Origin of the sequence: Aeromonas sp. R7-4 (assembly GCF_040908055.1) — a bacterium.
Lineage (GTDB): Bacteria > Pseudomonadota > Gammaproteobacteria > Enterobacterales > Aeromonadaceae > Aeromonas > Aeromonas sanarellii.
In genome coordinates this window covers 80,004-102,654 of the sequence record NZ_JBFODA010000016.1, presented here as the reverse complement: position 1 = coordinate 102,654, position 22,651 = coordinate 80,004, and the positions used below count along the sequence as shown (strand labels likewise).

Annotated in this window: 24 protein-coding genes and 1 pseudogene; 10 read left to right on the top strand and 15 right to left on the bottom strand. The window is 63.5% G+C overall.

Annotated elements, in window-relative coordinates; translation table 11 throughout:
- Positions 1-132, bottom strand: a pseudogene (locus AB5Y72_RS03255) (IS481 family transposase); the annotation flags it as partial.
- A gap of 323 nt (positions 133-455) precedes the next feature.
- Here AB5Y72_RS03255 and AB5Y72_RS03250 point away from each other — a divergent pair.
- On the top strand, positions 456-698 hold the full coding sequence (locus AB5Y72_RS03250) for a DUF3297 family protein (protein ID WP_216990638.1): 243 nt from the start codon (positions 456-458) through the stop codon (positions 696-698).
- 273 nt (positions 699-971) lie between these two features.
- Here the strand turns inward: AB5Y72_RS03250 and AB5Y72_RS03245 are convergent, their stop codons facing one another.
- Entirely contained in the window at positions 972-1,406 is a 435-nt protein-coding gene (locus AB5Y72_RS03245) for a DMT family transporter (RefSeq protein WP_045524056.1), read from the bottom strand.
- Between the two features lie 10 nt (positions 1,407-1,416).
- Positions 1,417-1,893 carry a DMT family transporter gene (locus tag AB5Y72_RS03240; protein ID WP_368198590.1) on the bottom strand — a complete coding sequence of 159 codons (477 nt, stop codon included), beginning with the start codon at positions 1,891-1,893 and terminating at the stop codon, positions 1,417-1,419.
- A 100-nt stretch (positions 1,894-1,993) separates the two neighbouring features.
- Between AB5Y72_RS03240 and AB5Y72_RS03235 the strand changes: the two genes are divergently transcribed.
- Together AB5Y72_RS03235 and AB5Y72_RS03230 are read left to right on the top strand one after the other, a co-directional pair.
- Positions 1,994-2,887: a LysR family transcriptional regulator gene (locus tag AB5Y72_RS03235; RefSeq protein WP_368198589.1), complete on the top strand. Its 894-nt coding sequence runs from the start codon at positions 1,994-1,996 to the stop codon at positions 2,885-2,887.
- 143 nt (positions 2,888-3,030) lie between these two features.
- Entirely contained in the window at positions 3,031-4,134 is a 1,104-nt protein-coding gene (locus tag AB5Y72_RS03230) for a YdcF family protein (RefSeq protein WP_325783430.1), read from the top strand.
- An 83-nt stretch (positions 4,135-4,217) separates the two neighbouring features.
- On the opposite strand, the gene AB5Y72_RS03225 is transcribed toward AB5Y72_RS03230, so the two are convergent.
- From AB5Y72_RS03225 to AB5Y72_RS03190, 8 genes are all read right to left on the bottom strand, one after another.
- Entirely contained in the window at positions 4,218-4,586 is a 369-nt protein-coding gene (locus tag AB5Y72_RS03225; RefSeq protein WP_103244539.1) for a DUF1428 domain-containing protein, read from the bottom strand.
- Positions 4,587-4,643: 57 nt separating this feature from the next.
- Positions 4,644-6,005 carry an MFS transporter gene (locus AB5Y72_RS03220; protein WP_325783429.1) on the bottom strand — a complete coding sequence of 454 codons (1,362 nt, stop codon included), beginning with the start codon at positions 6,003-6,005 and terminating at the stop codon, positions 4,644-4,646.
- A 165-nt stretch (positions 6,006-6,170) separates the two neighbouring features.
- A complete protein-coding gene (gene cyoE, locus AB5Y72_RS03215; protein ID WP_010673685.1) occupies positions 6,171-7,064 on the bottom strand; it encodes a heme o synthase in 894 nt (297 codons plus the stop codon).
- Between the two features lie 8 nt (positions 7,065-7,072).
- A complete protein-coding gene (locus AB5Y72_RS03210) occupies positions 7,073-7,405 on the bottom strand; it encodes a cytochrome o ubiquinol oxidase subunit IV (RefSeq protein ID WP_042076034.1) in 333 nt (110 codons plus the stop codon).
- Between the two features lie 74 nt (positions 7,406-7,479).
- Complete coding sequence (locus AB5Y72_RS03205; RefSeq protein ID WP_080560441.1) at positions 7,480-8,175, bottom strand: cytochrome o ubiquinol oxidase subunit III; 696 nt, start codon at positions 8,173-8,175, stop codon at positions 7,480-7,482.
- Positions 8,096-10,072: a cytochrome o ubiquinol oxidase subunit I gene (cyoB, locus tag AB5Y72_RS03200; protein ID WP_325783428.1), complete on the bottom strand. Its 1,977-nt coding sequence runs from the start codon at positions 10,070-10,072 to the stop codon at positions 8,096-8,098. Before cyoB ends, AB5Y72_RS03205 begins: the two co-directional genes overlap by 80 nt.
- Positions 10,073-10,075: 3 nt before the next feature.
- Positions 10,076-11,131 (bottom strand): cytochrome o ubiquinol oxidase subunit II, encoded by a 1,056-nt coding sequence (cyoA, locus tag AB5Y72_RS03195; RefSeq protein ID WP_368198588.1) that lies wholly within the window; start codon positions 11,129-11,131, stop codon positions 10,076-10,078.
- A 504-nt stretch (positions 11,132-11,635) separates the two neighbouring features.
- Positions 11,636-12,079: a carboxymuconolactone decarboxylase family protein gene (locus AB5Y72_RS03190; RefSeq protein WP_042076037.1), complete on the bottom strand. Its 444-nt coding sequence runs from the start codon at positions 12,077-12,079 to the stop codon at positions 11,636-11,638.
- 119 nt (positions 12,080-12,198) lie between these two features.
- Between AB5Y72_RS03190 and AB5Y72_RS03185 the strand changes: the two genes are divergently transcribed.
- The gene (locus AB5Y72_RS03185; protein ID WP_325783425.1) at positions 12,199-13,107 is read left to right on the top strand and encodes a LysR family transcriptional regulator; all 909 of its coding nucleotides are present in this window, start codon (positions 12,199-12,201) and stop codon (positions 13,105-13,107) included.
- Between the two features lie 90 nt (positions 13,108-13,197).
- Here the strand turns inward: AB5Y72_RS03185 and AB5Y72_RS03180 are convergent, their stop codons facing one another.
- Complete coding sequence (locus AB5Y72_RS03180; RefSeq protein WP_209794587.1) at positions 13,198-13,524, bottom strand: DUF3634 family protein; 327 nt, start codon at positions 13,522-13,524, stop codon at positions 13,198-13,200.
- Positions 13,525-13,654: 130 nt separating this feature from the next.
- Positions 13,655-14,623 carry a nucleoside hydrolase gene (locus tag AB5Y72_RS03175; protein ID WP_325783424.1) on the bottom strand — a complete coding sequence of 323 codons (969 nt, stop codon included), beginning with the start codon at positions 14,621-14,623 and terminating at the stop codon, positions 13,655-13,657.
- 263 nt (positions 14,624-14,886) lie between these two features.
- On the opposite strand from AB5Y72_RS03175, the gene AB5Y72_RS03170 reads away from it, so the two are divergent.
- The gene (locus tag AB5Y72_RS03170; RefSeq protein ID WP_325783423.1) at positions 14,887-15,444 is read left to right on the top strand and encodes a HutD family protein; all 558 of its coding nucleotides are present in this window, start codon (positions 14,887-14,889) and stop codon (positions 15,442-15,444) included.
- 56 nt (positions 15,445-15,500) lie between these two features.
- Here AB5Y72_RS03170 and azu read toward each other — a convergent pair whose 3' ends face one another.
- Positions 15,501-15,941, bottom strand: coding sequence for an azurin (gene azu, locus AB5Y72_RS03165; protein WP_216990648.1), 441 nt, complete (start codon positions 15,939-15,941; stop codon positions 15,501-15,503).
- A gap of 301 nt (positions 15,942-16,242) precedes the next feature.
- Between azu and AB5Y72_RS03160 the strand changes: the two genes are divergently transcribed.
- Positions 16,243-17,286: an FAD:protein FMN transferase gene (locus AB5Y72_RS03160; RefSeq protein WP_325783422.1), complete on the top strand. Its 1,044-nt coding sequence runs from the start codon at positions 16,243-16,245 to the stop codon at positions 17,284-17,286.
- A gap of 45 nt (positions 17,287-17,331) precedes the next feature.
- On the opposite strand, the gene AB5Y72_RS03155 is transcribed toward AB5Y72_RS03160, so the two are convergent.
- Positions 17,332-17,757, bottom strand: a complete 426-nt coding sequence (locus AB5Y72_RS03155) for an Hsp20/alpha crystallin family protein (RefSeq protein ID WP_042076053.1) — start codon at positions 17,755-17,757, stop codon at positions 17,332-17,334.
- Between the two features lie 270 nt (positions 17,758-18,027).
- On the opposite strand from AB5Y72_RS03155, the gene AB5Y72_RS03150 reads away from it, so the two are divergent.
- From AB5Y72_RS03150 to AB5Y72_RS03135, 4 genes are all read left to right on the top strand, one after another.
- Positions 18,028-19,674: a response regulator gene (locus AB5Y72_RS03150; protein WP_042076055.1), complete on the top strand. Its 1,647-nt coding sequence runs from the start codon at positions 18,028-18,030 to the stop codon at positions 19,672-19,674.
- Positions 19,675-19,733: 59 nt separating this feature from the next.
- Positions 19,734-20,696: an ion channel gene (locus tag AB5Y72_RS03145; protein ID WP_325783421.1), complete on the top strand. Its 963-nt coding sequence runs from the start codon at positions 19,734-19,736 to the stop codon at positions 20,694-20,696.
- Between the two features lie 252 nt (positions 20,697-20,948).
- Positions 20,949-21,755: an exodeoxyribonuclease III gene (gene xthA, locus AB5Y72_RS03140; protein WP_279981572.1), complete on the top strand. Its 807-nt coding sequence runs from the start codon at positions 20,949-20,951 to the stop codon at positions 21,753-21,755.
- A gap of 185 nt (positions 21,756-21,940) precedes the next feature.
- A complete protein-coding gene (locus AB5Y72_RS03135; protein WP_042076060.1) occupies positions 21,941-22,441 on the top strand; it encodes a hypothetical protein in 501 nt (166 codons plus the stop codon).
- The last annotated feature ends 210 nt before the right edge of the window (positions 22,442-22,651 follow it).

The window sequence follows — 22,651 nt, the reverse complement described above, 5'->3', positions numbered from 1 at the left end:
ATTACGGCGAATTTCGTAGAACTGCTGACGGCTGTAGCCGATGAGCTTGCAGGCTTTGCTGACATTATTGAGCTCTTTGGCGAGCTCTAGCAGGCTGAGTTTGCGACGTGCTACTTTCTCGTTGGTGGTCATACGGTGACTCCAGATAACACGGTAGGGGTACCGTTTTGTTATCCGGTTTGAAGCCGTATGACCACTCCCTTTTGTGGGCAACTGTCAGGTGAATACCATCTCCATACAGCCCGTGCTGCGGGCGTTAGAAACAAATGATCAGTTCCCCTATTTTTCTGAGCAAGACGTTGCATCGCCAGAACACAACAGATGAGTGTCCAAGTTTTGGTATTCGTAATTTTCAAGGAAGCTGAAAACCAGCAGGGATGGAACACCACCAGCCTTGAGCCCATGGCGGGCATTGCCTACAATGACCCACTTTTTATCAAACTCAGGTCTATAAAATGAGCGACAACAAACCTGCACTGCCCAACCGCCTGGCGGCCAACCCGCGCAGCCCGCACCATGTGGCGGAGTGTTTCGAGCACGAGATCGGCATTCGCGTGAACGGCAAGGAGCGCACCAATGTCGAGGAGTACTGCATCAGCGAAGGTTGGGTGAAGATCCCCTCCCCCAAGGCCAAGGATCGCTACGGCAACCCCATGCTGATCACAGTCAAGGGCACCGTCGAGGCTTTCTACGCCTAAGCGGCCCTGACCGCGCCCCCCCTGCAGGGGGGCAACCCTGTTATTTCAGAACACCGGCCTAGCGCCGGTGTTCTGCTTTTGGGCTGGCCCTGGCCCACAGGCGCCTCTCTTTCTCTGCTCTCTTTTGCCTTCCTGTTTCTTCCTTTCCCTCCCTTTCTTTCGCCTTTTCCTTTTCATCTGGGCCCTGATCCGGCAGGCGAGCCGCCTTTGGCATCCAGGCAGGGCGACGCTCTTGTCATCCCTGCCGGTTTACCCAGGCCATCACAGCCCCACTCACCCTCGGGAGCGCGACTTGCCGCCCTGCCAGCGTTGCAGCGCAGCCCCCGCCAGCACCAGCAGGATGCCGAGCAGATCGCTCGCGGCCAGCCGTCCGGCCAGGGCATCGAGCAGGGCCCCCCCCGCCAGCTGGCCCGTGACGATGAGCAGGGCGCAGGCCAGGGCGCCGATCCGGCCGATGGCCCAACTGCTGATGGCGACGAACAGCGCCCCCAGCACGCCGCCGAGCAGCAGCCAGGGATCGAGCCCGGCGAGCCGCTCCCAGGGCGCCCCCTTGAGGATGAGCAGGGCGCCGAGCAGCCCGAAGCCGAGCAGGTGGTTGGCAAGGGACGCCGTCATGGCGCCCCGGGCGCTGGCGAGGCGGCCATTGAGGGTGCGCGACAGGCTCACCGCCACGCCGTTCAGCAGTCCCAGCAGGATCAATAGGGTCATGGTGTCTCTCCTAATGCAGCACGATAAGCAGGGCGCCGGCCAGCACCAGCAGGGCGGCGAGCGCGTCTTTTCCCGAGGGGCGGCGGCGAGCCAGTCCGAGCCAGCCGAGGCCATCGCACAGGGCACTAAACAGCAGCTGGCCGAGCAGCAGCAGGGCCAGGGTGCCCGCCATGCCGAGGGGCGAGTTGAGGCACAGGGCCGCCAGCACCACGGTGAGCGCCCCCGGCAGACCGCCGAGCCAGGCCCAGGGCGGGGCCGCCTCCGGCGTCGGGGGCCTTGGGGAGAGCCACCACAGGAGCCCGGCCACCAGGCTGCCGACCCCGTGGGCCAGCCAGCTCGCGAGCCAGGGGTCGGTGGCGCGGGACAGGGCGCCGTTCTGGGCGATCATCAGCGCCAGCAGCAGGCCGGCAGCGAAGGCGGCCAGGGCGCCCAGGGTCTGGCCGAGGGCGGGGCGGCCGGGGCCGCGGTCAACAAGCGGGGGGATCATGGGGTTGCTCCTTGGTTGAACTGACGAGCAGGGTAAATTGTTTTTGATATGGGGATAATCTACCCTCTTAGAACAACATTGTTTCCATAACGAGAACAACATGAACCAGGAAGCCTTCGCCCTGCTCCCGGCCTTCGTCGCCGTGGTGGAGGCGGGCACCTTGTCCGGCGCCGCCCGTCAGCTCGGTCTCAGCAAGTCGGTGCTGAGCAAGAAGGTGAGCCAGCTCGAGCAGGCCCTCGGCTGCCAGCTCCTCTATCGCACCACCCGCTCCCTCACCCTCACCGAGGCGGGGGAGCGCTACTTCGAGACGGTGCGCCATGCGGTGCGCCTGGCCTGCGACGGGGAAGATGCCATCGGCGCCCTGCAATCGGCCCCCCGCGGCCTGCTGCGGGTGACGGTGCCCATGGTCTATGGCCGCCGCCACATCGCCCCCCTTGTCCCGGAGTTTCTCGCTCTCCACCCCGAGGTGCAGTTGCAGCTCGACATGAGCGACGCCCGGCAGGATCTGGTGGCCGAGGGGTTCGACGTGGCGGTGCGCATCGGCGCGCTGGAGGATTCGAGCCTGGTCGCCCGCCGCCTCGCCCCCTGTCTCAGCACCCTGTGCGCCTCCCCCGCCTACCTGGCGAAGTCCGGTACGCCCCGTACCCCGAGGGATCTCGAGCGCCACAACTGCCTCTTCTACTCCCTGTTTCGCGGCGGCACCCAGTGGCGACTGCACGGGCCCGAGGGGGAGGTGGCCATCACCCCCAGGGGCAATTTCGAGGTCAACAACAGCGATGCCATCCACACCGCGCTGCTGGCGGGGCTCGGTATAGGCAACATGCCGGACTTCATCGTGGCGCGGGATCTCGCCGCCAGGCGGCTGGTACCCGTCCTGCCAGACCATGCCCTGCCCGAGCACGGCATCTGGTGCCTCTATCCCAAGCGCCGCCACCTGCCCGCCAAGGTGGAGGCCTGGCTGGCCTTCCTGCAGGAGCGCCTGGGGCTCCGCTGAGGGGGGCCATCGGGATAACCGGAACGGTTCACGTTTTTTTCATCAGGAAGGGAGTAGAGTAGGCAGCAAACCAAGCGTCTGTTTTGATTGGAGAAGCACTCCGGGGTCATGCCACGGCATGGCCCCCCAGGTGGAGTACCACGATGAAGAAAACCGCGATTGCCCTGACCCTGGCCAGCCTGCTGGCGCTGCCGCTCTTTGTCTCACCCGATGCCTGGGCCGCCCCGGTGCGCTCCCTGCAGAAGGAGCAGAATTACGAGCAGTTCATCAGCAAGCGCCAGGTGGTGGATCAGCTGCTGGCGGATGCCGCCCGCATCTTCCACTCCCCCGCCCGGGTCTCCGATGCGGGCTTCACCGCCAAGATGCCGAGCAACATGGAGCAGGTGACCACCCTGCTGCTGGAGGCGCACCAGCTCGAGCCCTATCGCACCGATCTGCTCGTCTCGGCGGCCAACGCCCAGATCTACAACGGCAACGTGGACAGGGCCATCGCCCTGTTCGAGCAGGCCCAGAGCGCCGCGCCGGACGATCTGGACATCAACACCTATCTCGCCACCTGGCAGCGCTTCAAGGGCAACCAGGCCAAGGCCGATGGCTACCTCAAGCGGGTCGGCGAGCTCAACGCCGGTCGCGCCGCCGATCTGCAGCGGCTGTTCGCCACCGTGGACCGGGTGATCGCCACCCCCCTCAAGGAGCGTCAGGGACGGAGCGAGAAGAAGGGGCGCCGCGCCATCGTCACCCTGGGCTATGCCCTCAATCCCGATGGCTCCATGCACGAGATCCTGCTGGGGCGCCTCGAGACCACCCGCGCCCTGGCCCAGGCCGATCCGGCGGCCCTCGTCATCCTCACCGGCGGTGTGCCCCAGAACCGCCAGACCGAGGGCAAGCTGATGGCGGACTGGCTGGCGAAGAAGGGCATCGACCGCTCCCGCATCATCGAGGAAAACTACGCCACCAGCACGGTGGAGAACGCCCTCTACAGCGGCTATGCCCTCGCCCGCCACGAGATTGAGTTCGCCACCCTGGTGAGCTCGGCGAGCCATGTGCGCCGGGGCCAGACCCTGCTGGAAATCGCCTGCTGGCAGAGCGGCCCGGCGAACATCCGCATCGACAGCGTCGCCTACCCGGACAAGCCCCTCTCCGCCCTGGCCAAGGCAAGCCCGGAGGAGCGGCTCGGCATCTACCGGGACGCCCTGCGTACCTATGGCCTGTGGAGCTACCGCTCGGCCCCGCTGGTGGAGCGCTGATCCCATGGCATGACGCCCAGCAAAAAGCCCGCCTAATGGCGGGCTTTTTCATCATCTGACGGGCCTGGGTGTCACTGGCTGCCTCAGCCCTTGAGTTCCAGCACTGTGGTGAAGCCCCCGAAGATCATGCGGGCGCCGTCAAACGGCATGGTCTGGTGCATGGGGCTGGCCGGATCCATCCTGGGGTCCTGCATCATCTTGGTCATGGCCTCGTCCCGCACCGCCTTGCTCGGCCACTCCACCCAGGAGAAGACAACGCTTTCGTCCTCCTTGGCCGCCACCGCGCGGTAAAAGTCGGTCTGCTTGCCGTGGGGCACGTCATCCCCCCAGCACTCCAGCACCCGGGTGGCCCCATATTCGAGAAAGATGGGGTCAAACAGCCCAGCATGGTCGATCAGGGCCTGCTTGTTGACCGTCGGCACGGCGATCACGAATCCGTCCACATATGACATGAGCCTTTCCTCCTGTGAGTGAGGATCTCAGCATAGCAGCCGTGCCCCAGGTCACCCTCAAAGAGAGACCAGCCGCTCCAGATCGCTGCGGGTCAGGCGCTTGCTGTCCACCTTCACGTAGAGGGAGTGCTCCTCGCGCACCAGCAGCACGTCGCTCACCCCCTCGCAGGCGCGGATCTTCTGCTCCAGGGCCGGGGTGGCCTCGACCCCTTCCGGCAGCACGATGCGCAGGCTGCTCACATAGGGGGGCTCGGCCATGGTGAGGCTCACCCCGAGCCAGGCGAGGGCCAGGGCGGCGCAACCGCCAAACACCAGGGGGCCGCCCCCCAGGCTGTAGAGCAGGCCGCCGAGACTGCCGCCGATGGCGACCCCGAGGAACTGACTGGTGGAGTAGACCCCCATGGCGGTGCCCTTGTAGCCCGGCGGGGACTCCTTGCTGATGAGAGACGGCAGCAGCGCCTCCATCACGTTGAAGCCGATGAAGAAGAGCTGCAACCCGGCGAGCAGACCCCACAGCTGCTGGCCGCTCTGCCAGAGCACCAGCTCGGCGGCCAGCATCACCACCACGCACCCGATGAAGACCCGCTTCATCTGGCGGTGCTTCTCGGCATAGATGATGAAGGGCACCACGCTCACGAAGGCGATCAGCATGGTGACCAGATAGGCCTGCCACTGGCTGTCACGGGGCAGGCCCGCACGTTCCAGCAGGGGCGGCAGGGCCACGAAGCTCGACATCAGCAGAGTGTGGACGCAGAGGATGCCGAGGTTGAGTTTGAGCAGGCGAGGGTTGGTGAGCACGGTACGAAAGCTGCCTCGCACCATGGCGGACTCGCGATTTTGCAGGTGGGCCGCCGGGGTCGGCACCACCCAAAGCACCATGGCGATGGCGGCCAGGGCCAGCAGGGCGATGAGCCAGAAGAGGCCGGACAAGCCCAGGGCATGGGTGATGAGGGGGCCGGTCACCATGGCGATGGCGAAGGTGATGCCAAAGCTCACCCCGATGAAGGCCATCGCCTTGGTGCGATTCTGCTCCCGGGTGAGATCCGACAGGAGCGCCATGACGGCGGCGGAGATGGCGCCGCTCCCTTGCAGGGCGCGCCCGACGATGACCCCCCAGATGGCGTCGCTCAGGGCGGCGATGACGCTGCCAAGGGCAAACATCAGCAGGCCGCCGACGATGAGGGGCTTGCGCCCCACCTTGTCGGAGAGCAGGCCGAAGGGGATCTGGAACAGGGCCTGGGTCATGCCGTAGATGCCGATGGCAAGCCCGATGAGCGCCTCGGAGGCGCCCGCCAGGGACATGCCGTAGGTGGTCAGCACCGGCAGCACCATAAACATGCCTAGCATGCGCAGCGAGAAGACGGAGCCGAGCGCCCAGGTCGCGCGTCGCTCGCCCCTCGTCATGGTGAAATCATTCATGAGGGCCTCGATGAGTCAAAAAGAAGAGAGAAAGAAAGGGGTGACAGGCGCCCGGCCGCCCCCGAAAAATCGGCTATGCCCCTCGCAGGGCGGCGCCCATAATAGCAGAGCCGGGAAGATTCCCGGCTCTGGATTTCATGCATTTCAGGGGTGCAGTTCACACTATCAGGGCAGCATGCTCACCAATACAGGCGCTGCGTCCGGCTGGAAGTCCACCGACATCATTACGCTCAGGCAAGTAATGGTGACGATGGAGAACATGAACAGCTTGCGCGCCCAGAGGGAGTCGTCCACCGCCGCCTTGTAGCCCGACAGCGCCATCCCCAGCCACCAGACGCTCACCGCGGTGGCCACCACCAGATACTTGTAACCGGCGTAGCCGCCGAGGAACAGCATCAGGGTCGGCACCATGAACGCCAGGATGTAGAGGGTGATGTGGAGCTTGGCCACCGGGATCCCCTTCACCACCGGCAGCACCGGGATGTTGGCAGCCTGGTAGTCCTTGAAGCGGAAGATGGCGATCGCATAGGAGTGCGGCATCTGCCACAGGCTGAAGATCGCAAGCAGGATCAGGGCCCCCGAGTCGAACTGCCCGCTCACCGCGCAGTAGCCAATGACCGGCGGCGCGGCGCCGGAGAGGCTGCCGACCAGGGTGCCATAGACAGAGTGCCGCTTCATGTAGAGGCTGTAGACCCCCACATAAACCAGGAAGCCCAGCACCGCCAGCAAGGCGGCCAACGGATTGGCCGCAAAGTAGAGCAGTGCAATGCCCGCAACGCCCAGCGCCGTCGCATACCAGAGGGAGACACCGGGGGCGATGAGCCCCCGCACCAGGGCGCGGTTCTTGGTGCGCTCCATGATGCAGTCGATGTCCCGGTCGATGTAGTTGTTGAACACGCAACCGGAGGCCACCACCAGTGACACCCCCACCATGGTCAGGATGAACAGGGGCACATCCAGGCTCCCCTTCGAGGCCAGCAGGAATCCCCCGATAACCGAGATGAGGTTGCCGAAGATGATGCCCGGCTTGGTCACTTGCAGGTATTGCTTCATCATCATCAACCCGCTCAGTGAACCATCATGTTGATGTTGAGGTTGTACATGATCCACAGGGAACCCACGACCACGATGGCGATGATGAGCACGGTAAAGACCAGTGCCACCAGGTTCCAGCGCTCCTCGGAGGAGGTGTTCATGTGCAGGAAGTAGACCAGGTGCACGAAGATCTGCACCACCGCCATGGCCACCACGGTGCCGAGCACCACGGCGTGGGAGGCGGAGCCGTCCATCACCATCCAGAACGGCACGGCGGTCAGGATGAGTGACAGCACGAAGCCGATCAGGTAGGACTTGACGCTGCCGTGGCTGGCGCCGTGATTGTCAACGGTATGATTGCTCATTTTTACATTGCCCCCATCAGATAGGTTCTAGCGCTGCCGTGGCTGGCCCAGTCAATGTCAACGGAATGACTCATTTACATGACCCCCATCAGATAGACCACGGTGAAGACGCAGATCCATACCACGTCGAGGAAGTGCCAGAACAGGCTCAGGCACATCAGGCGAGTGCGGTTGCGCTCGGTCAGCCCCTTCTTGGTGATCGACACCATCATCACGATGATCCAGACAAGGCCGCTGGTCACGTGGATACCGTGGGTCCCCACCAGGGTGAAGAAGGCAGAGAGGAAGCCGCTGCGATCCGGGCCCGCCTCGTGCACGATCAGGTGATGGAACTCGTAGATTTCCATCGCGATGAAGCCGGCACCCAGCAGGAAGGTGACGAACAGCCAGGTGTTGACCGCCGCGACCTTGTTCTTGTTCATGGCCAGCATGCCGAACCCGAAGGTGATGGAGCTCAGCAGCAGCAGCATGGTTTCGGCGAACACGAACGGCAGTTCGAAGATGTCCTTGCCGGTGGGGCCGCCGGCAGTGCCGTTGACCAGGACCGCATAGGTCGCGAACAGGGTCGCGAACAGGATGCAGTCACTCATCAGGTAGATCCAGAAACCGAATACCTTGGTGGCACCGGCATCGTGGTGCCCATCCTCATGGGCACCGTGAGAGTGATGTAGTACGTCAGTCGCCATGGAATTAAGCCACCTTGTTGATGTTGTCGAAATGCTGACCTTCGATGCGCTCGATCTCGTCAACCTGTACGTAGTAGTCCACATCGTCGTTGAAGCTGTGGATGATCCAGGTGGCGATCATGCCGATGAAGCCGGCGATGGCCATCCACCAGATGTGCCAGATCATGGCAAAGCCGAACACCACGCTGAAGGCGGCGATGATGACACCGGCACCGGAGTTCTTCGGCATGTGGATGGGGGCATACTGGGCAGGCTTCTTGTAAGCGCTGCCGTCAGCCTTGGCTTCCCAGAAGGCGTCCAGACCCTTCACCTTCGGCTCGATGGCGAAGTTGTAGAAGGGAGGCGGAGAGGAAGTGGCCCACTCCAGGGTACGGCCACCCCAGGGGTCGCCGGTCCAGTCGCGGTTCTTCTCGCGGTCGCGGATGCTGACCACGATCTGGATGACCTGGCACAGCACGCCCAGGGCAATCAGACCGGCGCCGCAGGCGGCGACCACCAGCCAGCCGTGGAACTCGGGATCGATGTTCTGGCTGACACGACGGGTCATGCCCATGAAGCCCAGCACGTAGAGCGGCATGAAGGCCACGAAGAAGCCGGTGATCCAGCACCAGAAGGCACGCTTGCCCCAGACGTCATCCAGCTTGAAGCCGAATGCTTTCGGGAACCAGTAGGTGATACCGGCGAAGCAGCCGAACACCACGCCGCCGATGATGACGTTGTGGAAGTGGGCGATCAGGAACAGGCTGTTGTGCAGCACGAAGTTGGCGGCCGGCACGGAGAGCAGCACCCCGGTCATGCCACCCACGGTGAAGGTGATGATGAAGCCGACGGTCCACAGCATGGGGGAGCTGAACTCGATGCGACCGCGGTACATGGTGAACAACCAGTTGAAGATCTTCACCCCGGTCGGGATGGAGATGATCATGGTGGTGATGCCGAAGAAGGCATTCACGTTGGCGCCGGAGCCCATGGTGAAGAAGTGGTGCAGCCAGACGATGAAGGAGAGCACGGTGATCGCCACCGTCGCCCACACCAGGGAGGTGTAACCGAACAGCTTCTTCTTGCAGAAGGTGGCCACCACTTCGGAGAAGATACCGAAGACCGGCAGCACCAGGATGTACACCTCGGGGTGACCCCAGGCCCAGATCAGGTTGATGTACATCATCATGTTGCCACCCATGTCATTGGTAAAGAAATGGGTACCCAGGTAGCGGTCTGCGGTCAGCAGGGCGATGGTGACGGTCAGGATCGGGAAGGAGGCGATGATCAGGATGTTGGCGCACAGGGCGGTCCAGGTGAAGACCGGCAGGCGCATCATGGTCATGCCGGGGGCACGCATGCGGATGATGGTGGCGAAGAAGTTGACACCGGTCAGCAGGGTCCCGAGACCGGAGATCTGCAGACTCCAGATCCAGTAGTCGACCCCGACCCCCGGGCTGAACTCCAGCCCCGACAAGGGCGGATAGGCCAGCCAGCCGGTCTGGGCGAATTCACCGACCCCGAGGGAGACGTTGATCAGCACCACGGCCGCGGCGGTAAACCAGAAGCTCAGGTTGTTCAAGAAGGGGAAGGCGACGTCACGGGCACCGATTTGCAGCGGCACCACTATGTTCATCAGACCGATCACCAGCGGCATGGCCACGAAGAAGATCATGATGACGCCGTGGGCGGTGAAGATCTGGTCGTAGTGATGGGCGTTGAGATAGCCTTCGCTGCCCGCGGAGGCCAGGACCTGCTGACCACGCATCATGACCGCGTCGGCGAAGCCGCGCAGCAGCATGACCATGCCCAGAATGAGATACATGATACCGAGGCGCTTGTGGTCGACCGAGGTCAGCCACTCTTTCCACAGATATTGCCACTTGCCGTAGTAAGTGATGAGACCGGCAATGGCCAGCCCACCCAAGATGATACCGGCTATCGTGACCATGATGATGGGTTCATGGTACGGAATAGCCTCGAGTGTCAATTTTCCAAACATCGATTATTCCTCGGATCCTGCTTTCACACTCTTGTCGGCCGACATGGCCATGTGTCCGGCATGAGCGTCATGGTTCATGGCCTGCTCGTCCATGGCCCCCTCGGTCGGGGTCTCATGGTTCATGGCGTCATGATTCATGGCTTCGTGGTTCATGCCCTCGTGGTCCGCGGCGCCCGCTTTCTGGGTGTCGTGATCGCCATGGGACATGCCGCCCATGAACTTGTTGATGATGTTGACGAACAGCTTGGGATCGGCGCTGGCGAAGTACTCCACCGGGTGGTTTTCGCTCTTCTTGGCCAGGGCATTGAACTCATCCATGGTGCTCAGGGCCTTGGAAGAGGCCTTCACCTTGGCTACCCAGGCGTCGAAACCGGCTTGGTCCTGCGTCGCGATGGCCTTGAACTTCATGCCGGAGAAACCGGCACCGCTGTAACCGCCCGAGATGCCCTTGTACTCGCCCGCTTCGTTGGCAATCAGGTGCAGCTTGGTCTGCATGCCGGCCATGGCGTAGATCTGGCCGCCCAGTTGCGGGATGAAGAAGGAGTTCATCACGGTGTCGGAGGTCACCCGGAAGTTGACCGGGGTGTTGACCGGGAAGGCCAGCTCGTTGACCGATGCAATGCCCAGCTCCGGATAGACGAACAACCACTTCCAGTCCAGGGAAATGACATCCACCTGAACCGGTTTGACGTCGGATTCCAGCGGCTTGTAGGGGTCGAGAGAGTGGGAGGTTTTCCAGGTGATCACCGCCAGGATGGCGATGATGATGACGGGCACAGTCCAGACGACTGCCTCAATCTTGTTGGAGTGGGCCCAGTCCGGCGCATAGGTGGCACTGGTGTTGGACGCCCGGTATTTGTAAGCGAACGCCACCGCCATGACAATCACGGGCACCACCACGATCAGCATCAAGCCGAGTGCGGTCAATATCAGTGACTTCTGCTCCAGACCAACCTGCCCCTTGGGGCTCATCAGAGCCATGTCGCAGCCGCTCAGCAAGCTGGCGGTCGCGAGCAACAGCAAAGCGCCCAAGCCCCTCTTCACATCAAAGAGTCTCATGCAATGTCCTCATCTTTTGAAGGCTTATTGGTATAAAAAAATGCAGCATTTTATTGCATCAGAGCGGCATGTGAACAACATGAAAAATTAATCCCAAAAATGTTCCAAAGGTGATGGAAAGCCGTGTCAGATGTTAATCCCTTGACAATGACCAATTTACTCAAATCACACTCGAGCGATTCATCTTCCGTTAATTTATCCCTTCGCCAAAAACGCCCACTAATTAACCGAAACAACCGCATCGCTCTATTTTCAACCGGATTTGTGGTGACAAAAAGAGCCAAACAACCCCTCTTCGATACACAGGCCACCCCGCGCTTCCTTGATCTGGATACGCATATTCGGGAAAGGAATAAAAAAATAATTAATCAAACAATCGTATGATTAACTTCCTGAGGCCGATCAAAGCGGACAGAGCGCCTCTCTTTCCGGAACCCGCCATGAAAAACGGGTCCTCATCGGACCCGTTGCAGAGGATAGGCGAGCCCCGCCAGGGGTCGGCATTCAGGGATGGGCATGTTCCATACGGGTCGCAACGGCGATCCGGTTCCAGGCATTGATGGTGACGGCCTGCATCAGGCACTGGGCCAGCAGACTCTCCCCCAATTGGGCCAGCGCCTCCCCATAGGTCTGCTCCGTGAGCCCCTGGTCGGCGATCGAAGTGACCTCGTCGGTCAGGGCCAGCACCGCCCGCTCCCGCCCATCGAACAGCGGCGACTCGCGCCAGGCGGCGAGCGCCAGCAGCCGCTGCGCACTCTCCCCGTGCTTCATCGCCACCTCGGCGTGCATCTCGATGCAGTAGGCGCAGCCGTTGATCATGGAGGCGCGCAGCTTGATGAGCTCCTTGAGCGACAGGGGAATGTCGGTGCCGCCGAGATAGGCTTCCAGTCCCCGCATGGCCTGGATGGCGGCGGGGATCTGGCTGGCAAGCTGGATACGTTGTGACATGGTGATGCTCCCGTAAAGAGGCCCGACATGGGCGATGGGCCCATTGTTCACCCTTTCACTCGCCGGTAGAATACCGACAAAACCTGCAACAGTTTTGCGTATATCGCAAAGGTGATTCCATGCTGGATCGCATCCGCATCCTGGCCCAGGTGGTGGAGTCGGGCAGCTTCTCCCGTGCCGCCCGCGCCCTCAACCTGGCCCCCTCCTCCGTGACCCGCGCCATCGATGCCCTGGAGCAGCAGCTGGGGATCCCGCTCTTCAAGCGCAGCACCCGCCAGTTGGTGCTGACCAGCCAGGGGGAGTACTTTCTCGCCCGCTCCCTGCCCCTGCTGGAGGAGGCCGACCAGCTGGTGCAATCCCTGCAGCCCCTGTCGGTGGCGCCGCAGGGGCCGCTTCGGGTCTCCGTCTTCGAGAGCTTCGCTGCGGCCTGGCTGGCGCCCCGCCTGCCGGACTTTCTAGCCCGCTATCCCGGGGTGCGGCTCGAGATCGAGCTGGACAACCGCCTGGTGGATCTCGACGCCGAAAACGTGGACGTGGCGGTGCGCATCGGACGGCCCGTGGACAGCGGCCTGCACGCCCGCCACCTGCTCACCAACCGGGCCCTGCTGGTCGCCTCCCCCGCCTATCTGGCGCGCCATGGCGAACCCGCCCATCCCGCCGATCTGGCCCACCACAACTGCCTCATTCGCGGTCATGGCCGCCAGCGTCAGCACTGGCACTTTCGAAGGGGCACCGAGCGGCACAGGGTCGCGGTGCAGGGCAACCTCGCCTCTGTCGGCGGTACACCCCTGCTCTGCGCCGCCCGGGCGGGGTGCGGCATCCTGCTGCTGTCGAGCTGGATGGTGCAGCAGAGCCTGGACGACGGCACCCTGGTGTCGCTGCTGCCCGAGTGGCAGGCCTCCCCTTACGAGGATCGCCACGACGAGATCCACGCGGTGTTTCGCGGTGGCCGCTTCCTCACCCCCCAGGCCCGCGCCTTCATCGACTTTCTGGTGGAGGCGATGGCGCCCCTGCAAGGGCCGCGCTGATCGCGGCAAGCGTCTCGTCGATGGCGGGCAGAAAAAAGCAGACGCCGGGCAGAGGGCCCGGCGTCTGGACATGAGGGGCGTCACGACGACTCAGCGGGGCTTGCGCCCGTCCGGCGCCGGGGTCGTGCGATAATCCCCGTAGGGGAATACGTTGCGCAGGCGCTGGGCCACGGGCTCCGGGATGGAGCGGGAGAAGACGAGCCTGACGCCGCTGCCGTCGCGCTGCCCCAGGATGCGGCCGCGCACCGGATCCTGGCGCAGGATCTGCTTCACCTGATCCAGGAAGCGCGGCGACACCGAGCCCCGTTTCACCACCACCTTGCCCGGCGCGAGCCGGATCTCGAACAGGGCGCCACGCCCCAGCTTCATCAGCCACCAGATCAGGGCGATCGCCACCACCAAAGAGAGCCAGGCCATCCACAATCCTCCATCCATATCCTTGTCTGGGTCAGTATAGGGCGCGGCGGCGGCCCGTTATCTGGCGGGCATCACGCTTTGCCCACCGGACAGCGCCCGCGGCCCGACCACAGGGCCCACTACGCCGAGCTCAACGCCCCCTGCCCCAGGCAGTCAGGGTATCCCGATAGAGGGCCAGCAGCGCCTGATCCCGCACCGCCACCCCGACCCGCTGGGCAGGATAGCCGGCCCAGCTGTCGTGGGGATGGGCCTTGCCATCGAACTTCTGCAGGGTATGGCCGATGGCGGGGCCGCTGTCGACGACCCGCACCGGCCCCTCCCTCAGGGTGAACAGGGAAGGATCTATCACATAGGCGATGGCGGACGGATCGTGCACGTGGCAGCCATCGAGCCCGATCCGCTCGGAATAGAAGCGCAGGTAGAAGCGGCTCACGTCCCACAGGAAGCGGCCCGGCTCCCCCGCCTGGTCCCGCAGCGCATCCAGGTAGGCGCTGCTGAAGAAGCTCTGCTGGGTGACGTCGAGCCCGATGATCACCACGGGCCAGTCGGCGGTGAAGACCCGATCCGCCGCCTCCGGATCGTCGTGGATATTGGCCTCGGCATAGGGGGTCACGTTGCCGCGATGGCCGTTGACGCCGAAAGCGCCGCCCATCACCACCACCTGCTTCACCAGGGCGGCTACCTCGGGGGCCGCCTCGAGCGCCAGCGCCAGATTGGTCAGCGGCCCTATGGTCACCAGGGTGATCTCGCCGGGGTGGGCCTTCACCGTCTCGACGATGTATTGCCAGGCCGGACGGGGATCCGGGGTCAGGGTCACCGCCCCAGCCTGCACGTCGCCAAAGCCGGTGGGGCCGTGCACCACAGTGGTGGGGCCCACGGGGTCGCGCCGCAGGGGGGCGGCGGCGCCCTGGGCCACGTCCGCCTGCATGCCGTATTTCTGCTTGAGCCAGAGGGCGTTGTGGGTGCCGTTTTCTATGGTGGCGTTGCCAAACACAGTGGTGATGGCGAGCAGCTCGATGGCAGGGTGCGCCTCGGCAAAGAGAATGGCCATGGCGTCATCGATGCCGGGATCCGTATCCAGAATGATCTTGTGGGTCATGGGGCCTCCATTGGACAGAGCAGCCAGTGTAGCGAGCCGGCGCCGCTTTAACAGCGCCGGGATCACAACCCTGACGTCTCCTCTGCCTCCCTGCCTGCATCAACCCGGCTCCCGAACGCGCCCATGCCAACACCGGGCGGACAACGGCCATATTCTGGCCAGTCGGGCTTGCCGAGGTGGCCTGCGCCTTGCCGGAGGGCAATCGGGGTGGTATCACTTGGCCTCCTTGTCCACCTCTCTCATCCACCCGCCGAGGCGCCATCGTGATCACCCTGATTAAAGAGTCCGACCAGTTGAAGATGCCCTGGAAAAACAGGCAGGGCATCACGGCCCAGATACTTATCTCCCCCAAGGGGGCGAGCCTGGACAAACTCGACTTCGACTACCGCCTGAGCTCGGCGCCCATCAAGACGGCGGGCCCCTTCTCCAAATTTCCCGGCTATCAGCGTATCCTCCTGCCCGTCAGCGGCGCCGGCTTCGTGCTCAACGGCCACCCCTATGCCACCTTCGAGGCGGCCCACTTCAGCGGCGATGACGAGACCCACTGCGAGCTGCTGAAAAAAGAGGTGACGGATCTCGGGCTCATCTACCACCCCGAACGCGTCAGCGCCAACGTGCGGGTGCTCAACGTCCCCTTCCCGCTCACCCTCACCCTGGAGGCGGACAAGACCTACCTCTGCCACCTGCTCAGTGGCGAGCTGACGGTGGCAGGCCAGGCCGTGGCGATCAACGAAACCCTGGTGGTCAACGGCGAGCAGAGCATCCGCTTCGAGTGTCAGAAGAAGACCACCCTCGCCTTCTTTACCCTGCAAGCCAGATAGCGGGCACAAAAAAGCCGGGCAATCCCGGCTTTTGATTGGCATGAAGTGCGAGCGGATCAGCCTACCTTGAAGCTGCCCTTCATCATGGCGAAATGGCCGGGGAAGGAGCAGAAGAAGGTGAGATCCTTGCCTGCCAGCCCCTCGGTCTTGAAGGTGACGCTGGTACTCTCGCCCCCTCCCACCAGCTTGGTGTGCGCCAGGATCCTGGCGTCGTCCTTGGGCAGGTAGTCGTGATCGGCACCGGCACTCATGCCCGCGGTGGCGACGGCCTGGTAGTCGGCAGTATTGGCCAGCACCCAGTTGTGACCCATGTTGGCCACCGGCAGCTTGCCGGTGTGATTGAGGGTCACTGTCACCTCCTTGCAGGTGGCCGGCACGCTCATCTCTTTCTGGTTGAACTGCATGGCATCATTGCCTTCGATGACCAATGCGCACTCATCGGCCAGGGCGGGGGCGGCGAGGGAGCTCAGAAGCAGCAGGGCTAACACCTTTTTCATCATCTTCTCCTTTGATTGGCGATGGAAGACAGCAAACTCGCCTCGAAAGTCCGAGCGGCACCAGGCAAAGATGCTGTCAAAATCGATCTTCATTGTACCCAGATGTCACCGGGGGACGACGGTTTTTGCTCAAAGATGCGGGCCGGGTCACTCCTCTCCCCCGCGTCACGACAAGGGACCGGATTGGTCAACGGGCCGTCCGGCTTAATTATTTGCAGGGTTGGCGCCCTTGGCCAGCTCGCCAACCCGAACGCCCTTGGCTAAGCTGCTCACCCGTCGACGACTCCCGTGAGAATGACAGATGCACACCTCTTCCCTGCGCCAGGCACCGCGCACCCTGCTGCTCTCCCTGATGCTGCTGTTGACCGCCTGTCAGCCAGCCCCGACCCAGACCCGCATTCAGGGCAGCACCATGGGCACCTACTATGCGGTGACCCTGAGCGATCCCTTCCCCGGCGGACAGGACGCCCTGCAACAGGAGGTGGAGACCCTGCTGGCGCGCCTGAACCAGGAGATCTCCACCTATGATCCCGCCTCCCTCATCTCCCGCTTCAACCAGGGGACGGGGCAGCCTCCCCAGGTCATCCCGGCCACCATGGCGAAGATTGTGCAACAGGGCATGGACGCGGGGCGCCTCACCCGGGGCGCCCTGGATGTCACCGTGGGTCCCCTGGTCAACCTCTGGGGCTTCGGGCCGGACAAGCGCCCGACCCAGCGCCCCGGCGCCGAACAGATCGCCCAGGCCAGGGAGAGGGTCGGCATCGACAAGCTCACCCTGACACCCCAAGGAGATCACTTCCTGCTCGGCAAGGCCATACCGGGGCTCTATCTGGACCTCTCCACCCTGGGCGAGGGGGCGGCCTCCGACGAGATAGCCGGCCTGCTGGAGCGAAGAGGGGTGCACAACTACCTCATCGAGGTGGCGGGCGCCGTGCGCAGCAAGGGCCGCAACGCCAAGGGCAACCCCTGGCGGGTGGCCATCGTCGAACCCTCCGACAGGCCGGGCGCCATCGAGGACGTGGTCACCCCGAACGGCATGGCGGTGAGCACCGCCGGCAGCTATCGCAACTATTACGAGCTGGACGGCAAGCGCTACTCCCACATCATCGATCCCGCCACCGGCGAGCCCGTGACCCACAGACTGGTCTCCGCCAGCGTCATCACCCCGACCGCGCTGGAGGCCGACGCCCTCGACACCGCCCTCATGGTGATGGGGCCCGAGCGGGCGATGGCCTTTGCCAAGGAGCACAGGCTCGCGGTCTATCTCATAGAGAAGACGGATCAGGGATTTGTGGCGCGCCACACCCCCGAGTTTGCCCCCTATCTGGTGCGCAGCGAGCCATGAACGACGAGGCCCCGCACGGCGGGGCCTCTTTACATCATGGTACCGCTATTCGATGGGAATGCGGTGGGGCGCCGGAGTCACCGTCTGTTTGGGCAGGCGCAGGGTGAGGATGCCGTTGTCGAACCTGGCGCTCACCTGCTCCGGCGACACCTCCACCGGCAGCTCGACGGTGCGCGACACGCTGCCAAAGTAGCGCTCGCTGCGCAGGGCACGTTCATCCTTGTTCTGGCTGTCAAACTGGCGGATCTCCGCCTTCAGGGTCACCAGCTTGCCATGCACGTCCACTTGTATGTCCTCCCGGGCGACCCCGGGCAGCTCGGCCTGCAGCAGATAACCGCCGTCGCTCTCCCGCACATCCAGCTTGATCTGGCTGGGCAGCGGGTCCCCGTGCAGGGGGCGGATATAGAAGCCGGAGGCCATGTCGTGGAACAGGTCATCAAACAGGCTGGTGCGGCTCGGTAGCAAACTCATTTGATTCCTCCTTCTGGTGCACACGAGGCATGGACGGGCATCCGCCCCTCTGCGGAACGCCGGGATCTGCCTCTCTTCAAGTCTAAAAACCGGGCCGGCCTTCGCCACTGCCATTTCGCCTCTCCTTGATGAAGATCAAGGGTGCGGCGTGCATTTTTGCGATCCGCTCCCGGCGGGAAAAAGCGGGGGCTCGGCCCGCGTCCGATTGCCTGTCTGCGGACTTTGATGGCACACTTCCTTCACCAGCCCGCAGCGCCTGATGCAAGACAGATGCAGACACCGGATCCCGCACCAGAGAAGAAAGCCCAGCCCAAGTCCAGGCATATCCTGCTGGTCAACGAGCAGCGTTCCTTTCAGATGATGATGAAGGCGATGCTGATCAACATCGGCATCAACCGGATCACCTACACCAATTCCGCCGACGAGGCGCGCCGCCGCTGCCAGAAAGAGAGTTTCGACATCTATCTGCTCGACTACGAGCTGGGGTCCGGGGAAAACGGCCGCCAGTTGCTGGAGAGCCTGCGGGACCAGAAGCTCATCCCCCCCCAGAGCGTAGTGATCATGGTCAGCAGCGACGGCTCCCGCGCCATGGTGCTGAGCGCGCTGGAGGCCGAACCCGACGAATACCTGATGAAGCCCTTCTCCCAGGAGCAGTTCTCGTTTCGTCTCAAACGCGCCCTCGCCCGCCGCCAGGCCCTGGAGAGCGTCTTCACCGCCCTCACCCGGGACGATCTCCCTGCCCTGGTCGAGGCCTGTGCCAGACAGGCCGACACGGCGCCGCGCTTCGCCAACTTCTGCCGCTGCCTGCAGGCCGACACCCAGCTCAAGCTGGGCCAGGCGAAGGAGGCCCGCAGCCTGATGCGCCAGCTGCTGGCGGGGCAGGAGAACAGCTGGGCCCGGCTGACCCTGGGCAAGGCGTGCCACACCCTGGGGCTGCATGAGGAGGCGGTGAGCCACCTGCAGGCGACCCTCAAGCACACTCCCCTGATGGTGGAGGCCTACCTCTGGCTGGCGGAGTCCCTGCAGGCCCTGGGCAAGGAGGAGCAGGCCCAGCAGGAGCTCAGGCGGGCGGTGGACATTTCCCCCCAGTCGGTGCAGCTCTCCCGCCGGCTGGCGGAGGTCTGCCTGCTGCGCCACGACTACGCCCAGGCCAAGGACGTGCTGCTGTCCCTCATCGACCTGTCGCGCAACTCCATCCACCGCACGCCGCATTATCTCGGGGCCTACATCCAGACCCTGACCCTCTACGCCCTCAACAGCAACGACGGCTACCACATCGCCAACCTGCAAAAGCAGGTGAACTCGGCCCTGTCGCGCATTCGCGACTCCCTGATGATGGCGGAGTTCAACTACCCGGTGTTCGAGCAGATCTGCCAGGCCAGGGTGCGCATCGCCCTCGGGGAGCTGCTCAAGGGCAAGAAGATGCTCTATCGCGCGAACCAGAACTGGCTGGACAAGCCGGACACCATGCCCCCCGCCCTGCTCGGCGAGACCATACTCGCCCTCTACCAGCTCGGGGAGTTCGAGTACGCCGAAAGCCTGCAGGGACTGCTGGCGGAGGATGAGGACAGGCTGCTCACCACCTGCATCCGGGTGACCCGGGACGACAAGACGGTGCAGGAGCGCCGCCAGCGCTACCAGCAACTCAACGATCTGGGGATCAAGGCCTATCAGGCCGGGGAGCTGGAGCAGGCCCTCGGCCATTTTCGCGAGGCGCTGCGCCGGGCTCCCGCCAATACCGGGGCGGCCCTCAACAAGATCCAGGTGCTGCTGCAACTGATGCAGAAGAACCGCAAGAGCCCGGAATTTGGCGCCGAGTGCAGGGAGACCCTGGACGTGCTGGAGGGCATTCCCCTGAACCCGGCCCAGCAGGAGCGTTTTCGCAAGCTGCGCCAGGAATACCACCAGAGCAGCTGATCTGCCGCTCGTCCCCTCACCTATGCTGATACTGACTCAGGGAAGGGAGGGGCAACGCCATGGGAATGTGCCGATACCTGGTGGCCGATGGCCGCCACTGCTGCGAAGAGGCGGGAGAACAGGATCTGTGTCGCTGGCACGATCCCAAGGGCGATCACCACTCCCCGGGCACCGCCGAGGCGCTGGAGCGCTATGTGCGCCAGGGAGGCCTGTGCCACGGCCTGCAACTGGCCCGCGCCGAGCTGGCGGATCTCAACCTGGTGAACAGGCAGGGTCCGGAGGGATTCTTGCTGGAGCAGTGCAACCTCTATCGCGCCAACCTGCGAGGTGCCCATCTCTACGGCATTCGCATCAAGGGCGGCAGCCTGATGAAGGCCGATCTGAGCGAAGCGAACCTCCACTGCGCCACCCTCGACGACGTCAACCTGCTCGGCATCCGCTGGAAGAACACCCGCCTCGACAACCTGGAGACGGGCAAGCGGCTGATGCAGGACAGAAAGGGGCGCCGCGAGCGGGACCCGGCGCAGGCCCGCGTCTGGTTCAAGGAGGCGGAGGAGACCTACCGGGATCTGCGCAAGGCCTCGGAGGCCCAGGGCATCTTCACCATGTCCGGTCGCTACATCCAGCAGGAGCTCACCATGCGCCGCCTGCAGATGCCGTTCTGGTCCTACCGCCGCTTCGCCTCCTGGATAGTGGATCTCTTCTGCGGCTACGGCGAGGCCCCCATGCGGGTGGTGCTTTTTTCCCTGCTGCTCATCGTCATCTGCAGCATTTTTTACTTCTTCTGCGGCCTCAACTTCGCGGGCACCCACCTCATCTATCGCCCGGACGCCCCTCTGGAGCAGAACGCCATCTTCCTGATGGAGTGCCTCTACTACAGCGTGGTGACCTTCACCACGCTGGGGTATGGGGACTTCACCCCGGTGGGGTTGTCGCGGATCTTCGCCGCCTTCGAAGCCTTTACCGGCAGCTTCACGCTGGCACTGTTCGTGGTGGTGTTTGTCAAGAAGATGACCCGCTAGAAACCTGTCCACGATCTTGCTGGGAAGCCGCTTCCAAGGCTCATATGCTGCTCGCTTATGTGTCGCCAGGCGCTCCCATGTATACATATGCACTCAGGTTCCTCTGCTGCGCGTCACCTTGCTGACAGACTCTCGCGACAGATCGTGAACAGATTACCGAGCCGCTGCGCCAGTCACAGCCCCCGAACTTGCATCCATCGCGGATTCCTAGTCCAATAAGCGACGAACAAAAACGACATGAGCACCCCGAACATGAAGATCATCTCTTTCAATATCAATGGCCTGCGTGCCCGTCTTCATCAGTTGCAAGCCCTTATCGACAAGCACCAGCCGGACGTGATCGGCCTGCAGGAGATCAAGGTGCACGACGAAGCCTTCCCGGTGGCGGACGTGGAGGCCATGGGCTACCACGTGGTCTTCCACGGCCAGAAGGGGCACTACGGGGTCGCCATCATGAGCAAGCAGGCTCCCATCGAGGTGCAAAAGGGCTTCCCCACCGATCCGGAAGATGCCCAGCGCCGCATGATCATGGCCAGCTTCAAGCAGGAAGACGGCTCCGTCATCAAGGTGATGAACGGCTACTTTCCCCAGGGGGAGAGCCAGGATCACGAGACCAAGTTCCCGGCCAAGCAGAAGTTCTATGAAGACCTGCAGCACTACCTCGAGACCCACCATACCCCGGACGACCAGATAGCGCTGATCGGGGATATGAACATCTCCCCCACGGATCTCGACATCGGCATCGGCGAGGCGAACCGCAAGCGCTGGCTGCGGGATGGCAAGTGCTCCTTCCTGCCCATCGAGCGGGAATGGATGGAGCGGCTCAAGGGATTCGGCCTCACCGACACCTTCCGCGCCGCCAACCCCACCGAGTGCGAGCGCTTCTCCTGGTTCGACTACCGCTCCAGGGGCTTTGACGAGAACCGGGGCCTGCGCATCGACCTCATCATGGCCTCCGACGCCCTCAAGGACAAAGTGACCGAGACCGGCATCGACTACGAGCTGCGCGGCATCGACAAACCCTCGGATCACGCCCCAATCTGGACCTGCTTCGCCTGATCCCGGCCGTCGGGCTGCCCTGTCACTCCTGACCCTGAGCCCCCGCCACGCGGGGGCTTCTTCGTCTGCCAATCCGGCATTTCTTAATCCATATCAACTCTTTGGCAGATGGTACAGGTCGAACCTTGACCTTCTCCTATAGGTAAGGTTTACATTCATCCCATACGTCACAGGGAACCTGCACCATGTTGTCATCGAGATTGCCCACAGCGCTCATCGCCCGGCTATTGCTGGCGCTGGTGCTCGTCTGCAATCTCACCCTGTGCATCGGCTGGCATGGGGTGGCCACCCCCCTCCCGGGCGACGCATCCGGTCCCATCCTGACCCCGCCACAGCTCTCCCTGTCTCATGGGCTGCACCAGAGCGGGCCGGTACGGCACGCCGCCATGACCCCTGACCAGATCGACACCGCCTCCCTCTCCTGCCATTCGGGCACACTGAATGCGGGGACCCTGCCGGGGAATGAGTGTCAAATGCAGCCCGGCTTCTCCGGCGCCGCCAGTGCGCCCCCCCTGCTCGGCATGCTGCTGTCACTGCTGTTGCTGCCCCTGCTGTTGCTCCCCTCTTCGTGGAATATCGGCCCCCTGCTGGACAACTGGTTGCGGGATCCCTTCCTGCGCCTGCGTGGTACCCATCCCCCCTCCTGGCCCAGACGGCATCTGATGCTGTCCGTGCTGCGCCATTAGAAACCGCTTCTCCCGTTAGCCCGGGCGATGGCACTGCCATCGCCATGCCGTGCAGCGGCCGATCCATCGGCCCTGCCCCTATGGTCGGCCAACCCCGTCCGCCGAGCGCCAGCACCGCATCCGCTCAAGGCCGGACGATGGCCCGATACGAGAGAAGAAGTACCATGTCATCATCCAAGACATTTGCGCCCCGTGGCGCCCTGCCCTCCC

Bases quoted from the DNA above. Each gene is read 5' to 3' on its own strand.
- AB5Y72_RS03250 (WP_216990638.1), top strand. From the start codon at position 456: ATGAGCGACAACAAACCTGCACTGCCCAACCGCCTGGCGGCCAACCCG.
- AB5Y72_RS03245 (WP_045524056.1), bottom strand. From the start codon at position 1,406: ATGACCCTATTGATCCTGCTGGGACTGCTGAACGGCGTGGCGGTGAGC.
- AB5Y72_RS03240 (WP_368198590.1), bottom strand. From the start codon at position 1,893: ATGATCCCCCCGCTTGTTGACCGCGGCCCCGGCCGCCCCGCCCTCGGC.
- AB5Y72_RS03235 (WP_368198589.1), top strand. From the start codon at position 1,994: ATGAACCAGGAAGCCTTCGCCCTGCTCCCGGCCTTCGTCGCCGTGGTG.
- AB5Y72_RS03230 (WP_325783430.1), top strand. From the start codon at position 3,031: ATGAAGAAAACCGCGATTGCCCTGACCCTGGCCAGCCTGCTGGCGCTG.
- AB5Y72_RS03225 (WP_103244539.1), bottom strand. From the start codon at position 4,586: ATGTCATATGTGGACGGATTCGTGATCGCCGTGCCGACGGTCAACAAG.
- AB5Y72_RS03220 (WP_325783429.1), bottom strand. From the start codon at position 6,005: ATGAATGATTTCACCATGACGAGGGGCGAGCGACGCGCGACCTGGGCG.
- cyoE (WP_010673685.1), bottom strand. From the start codon at position 7,064: ATGATGATGAAGCAATACCTGCAAGTGACCAAGCCGGGCATCATCTTC.
- AB5Y72_RS03210 (WP_042076034.1), bottom strand. From the start codon at position 7,405: ATGAGCAATCATACCGTTGACAATCACGGCGCCAGCCACGGCAGCGTC.
- AB5Y72_RS03205 (WP_080560441.1), bottom strand. From the start codon at position 8,175: ATGTGGACTACTACGTACAGGTTGACGAGATCGAGCGCATCGAAGGTC.
- cyoB (WP_325783428.1), bottom strand. From the start codon at position 10,072: ATGTTTGGAAAATTGACACTCGAGGCTATTCCGTACCATGAACCCATC.
- cyoA (WP_368198588.1), bottom strand. From the start codon at position 11,131: ATGAGACTCTTTGATGTGAAGAGGGGCTTGGGCGCTTTGCTGTTGCTC.
- AB5Y72_RS03190 (WP_042076037.1), bottom strand. From the start codon at position 12,079: ATGTCACAACGTATCCAGCTTGCCAGCCAGATCCCCGCCGCCATCCAG.
- AB5Y72_RS03185 (WP_325783425.1), top strand. From the start codon at position 12,199: ATGCTGGATCGCATCCGCATCCTGGCCCAGGTGGTGGAGTCGGGCAGC.
- AB5Y72_RS03180 (WP_209794587.1), bottom strand. From the start codon at position 13,524: ATGGCCTGGCTCTCTTTGGTGGTGGCGATCGCCCTGATCTGGTGGCTG.
- AB5Y72_RS03175 (WP_325783424.1), bottom strand. From the start codon at position 14,623: ATGACCCACAAGATCATTCTGGATACGGATCCCGGCATCGATGACGCC.
- azu (WP_216990648.1), bottom strand. From the start codon at position 15,941: ATGAAAAAGGTGTTAGCCCTGCTGCTTCTGAGCTCCCTCGCCGCCCCC.
- AB5Y72_RS03160 (WP_325783422.1), top strand. From the start codon at position 16,243: ATGCACACCTCTTCCCTGCGCCAGGCACCGCGCACCCTGCTGCTCTCC.
- AB5Y72_RS03155 (WP_042076053.1), bottom strand. From the start codon at position 17,757: ATGAGTTTGCTACCGAGCCGCACCAGCCTGTTTGATGACCTGTTCCAC.
- AB5Y72_RS03150 (WP_042076055.1), top strand. From the start codon at position 18,028: ATGCAGACACCGGATCCCGCACCAGAGAAGAAAGCCCAGCCCAAGTCC.
- AB5Y72_RS03145 (WP_325783421.1), top strand. From the start codon at position 19,734: ATGGGAATGTGCCGATACCTGGTGGCCGATGGCCGCCACTGCTGCGAA.
- xthA (WP_279981572.1), top strand. From the start codon at position 20,949: ATGAAGATCATCTCTTTCAATATCAATGGCCTGCGTGCCCGTCTTCAT.
- AB5Y72_RS03135 (WP_042076060.1), top strand. From the start codon at position 21,941: ATGTTGTCATCGAGATTGCCCACAGCGCTCATCGCCCGGCTATTGCTG.